2 protein-coding genes are annotated in these 2405 nt (G+C 38.8%); both read left to right on the top strand.

The window, feature by feature from the left end:
• Positions 1-92 precede the first annotated feature (92 nt).
• Positions 93-1832 carry a thiamine pyrophosphate-dependent enzyme gene (locus AC1WHX_RS11885; RefSeq protein WP_031258477.1) on the top strand — a complete coding sequence of 580 codons (1740 nt, stop codon included), beginning with the start codon at positions 93-95 and terminating at the stop codon, positions 1830-1832.
• A gap of 53 nt (positions 1833-1885) precedes the next feature.
• A complete protein-coding gene (locus AC1WHX_RS11890) occupies positions 1886-2080 on the top strand; it encodes a hypothetical protein (protein WP_022390417.1) in 195 nt (64 codons plus the stop codon).
• The last annotated feature ends 325 nt before the right edge of the window (positions 2081-2405 follow it).

A 2405-nucleotide genomic window follows, 5' to 3' on the forward strand; every position in this document is an offset into this window, starting at 1 on the left:
TCTTTAAATTGCCAATATATGAAAACCATTCTCCCTGTCAAATGTTTTATATCTACGCAAAATCGTTATTATATAAACTTATAGAGATATTTATGGCACAAAAAGTAGCAGAACAAGTCGTTGACATGCTGGTCGATACCGGAGTAAAGCGAATTTACGCTGTCACTGGAGACAGTTTGAATGAAATCAATGACGCAGTAAGACGAAATGAAAAAATAGATTGGATACATGTCCGTCATGAAGAAACAGGAGCTTTCGCCGCCGGAGCTGAAGCCCAAATAACCGGTAATATCGCTTGCTGTGCCGGAAGCAGCGGACCGGGACATGTGCATCTGATAAACGGAATATATGATGCTCATCGTTCCAATGCTCCAGTAATAGCAATAGCCTCAACAATCGCCACCCATGAATTCGGCACTAAATACTTTCAAGAAACAAATACGATAAAATTATTCGATGATTGCAGCTATTACAACGAAATAGCGACAACCGCACAGCAATTGCCGAGAATGATGCAAGCTGCAATTCAAACAGCTATTTCAAAAAAAGGCGTTTCTGTCATCGGGTTACCCGGAGACTTAACTTCTCAGAAAGTTGCCAACATAGATTCTTCTAACACGCCTTATCACACACAACCCGTTGTTTCTCCCCAGATTACAAAAATAAAAAAAATTGCTTCTTTATTGAACAAAGCGAATAAAATCACCATCTTTTGCGGTATAGGTGCACAAAATGCTCATGACGAAGTAGTCGAATTGTCACAATCTTTAAATGCACCTGTCGCATATTCATTTAAAGGGAAAATGGGAATTCAACATAATAATCCGAATGAAGTAGGCATGACCGGACTATTGGGCTTGCCATCAGGATATTATAGTATGCAAGAAGCGGAAATATTATTATTGTTAGGCACGGATTTCCCATATACCCCCTTTATGCCCGAAAACAGTTATATCATCCAAGTCGATATCCGAGCTAATCGCATAGGAAGAAGAGCGAAAGTAAATATGGGTGTAGTCGGAGATGTTAAAGATACTCTCAAAATACTAAACCCGCTTATAGAACCCAAAAAGGATGACAGTTTCCTTAAACGGCATTTGAAAATATACGAAACCGTAAAAAAGAATCTCAATACTTATGTCACAAACAAAGGTGCGGAAAACAAGATACATCCCGAATATGTAATGCATCTTATCAATAAAAAAGCCGATGAAAATGCCATATTTACCGTAGATACAGGGATGACTTGCGTATGGGGAGCTCGTTATCTGGAAAGTACCGGAAAACGAACGATGTTAGGCTCATTTAATCACGGATCAATGGCAAATGCTATGCCTCAAGCAATCGGCGCTGCATTGGCTGCTCCCGAACGGCAAATTATAGCCCTGTGCGGTGATGGCGGACTTTCTATGCTCTTGGGAGATTTAGAAACAATTGTACAGTATAAACTCCCTGTAAAAATCATAGTGTTTAACAACAGGGCTTTAGGAATGGTAAAATTAGAAATGGAAGTAGCCGGACTCCCTGACAACCAAACGAATATGCTGAATCCTGACTTTGAACTTGTAGCTAAGGCTATGGGTATGACCGGGTTTACCGTACGACATCCTGACAATGTAGAATCTGTTCTCGAATCGGCGATGAAAACAGATGGTCCGGTATTAGTAAATATTATGACCGATCCCAATGCTTTAGCAATGCCCCCCAAAATAGAGTTCGACCAAATGCTCGGATTTGCACAATCTATGTACAAACTAATTTTGAATGGAAGAACAAAAGAAGTCATGGAAACGATAAATTCCAATATAAAACATTGGAAAGAAGCTTTATGATGTGTTATCCACTAAATTTCACTATCTTTGCAGTCCGTTAATTTAATTCGGCGATGAAAAAGAAAATGAAATTTACTCAAGAAGATTACCTCAAAGCTAACAGAAAAGCGAGCCGAGAGGAAGAAATCGAAAAACACGGACGTCCGGTTTCTTTTAATCGAATCCATGTCTCAAAAAAAGTATATAACCGAAAAAGGATTAAGGCAGGCGACAAAAACCTGCCTTATTTGTTTGAGAGGGCAGCATAGTACTTAAAGGCTATCTAAATTTTCCGATAAGAAAATATTATCGGATCATTTTTACGTCTTTACTTGTCAGATAGCCGCTATCATCCTCGTAAAGACAACAGAACATCCTCGAAGGAAGCTCCTAACCGACCCGTATAAAATTCAGGCAAACTCCCAAAGGAGATGTTTAAATTTTATTGAATATAAAAACAGAAGGCCGGTCTCTCCCGAGCCGGCCTTCCCAAACTTGAAATATATCAAAAACAAGAAAGAGGATAGCTTATTCCAAGAATAAGCAAGGATAATAATACCAATGAAACACACAAAAAACAAGAATATCATAAAT

The organism is Coprobacter sp., from assembly GCF_982436375.1.

What these genes read in the sequence shown, in the direction of transcription:
- AC1WHX_RS11890 (WP_022390417.1), top strand. Translation starts at nt 1,886, where the DNA reads ATGAAAAAGAAAATGAAATTTACTCAAGAAGATTACCTCAAAGCTAAC.
- AC1WHX_RS11885 (WP_031258477.1), top strand. Translation starts at nt 93, where the DNA reads ATGGCACAAAAAGTAGCAGAACAAGTCGTTGACATGCTGGTCGATACC.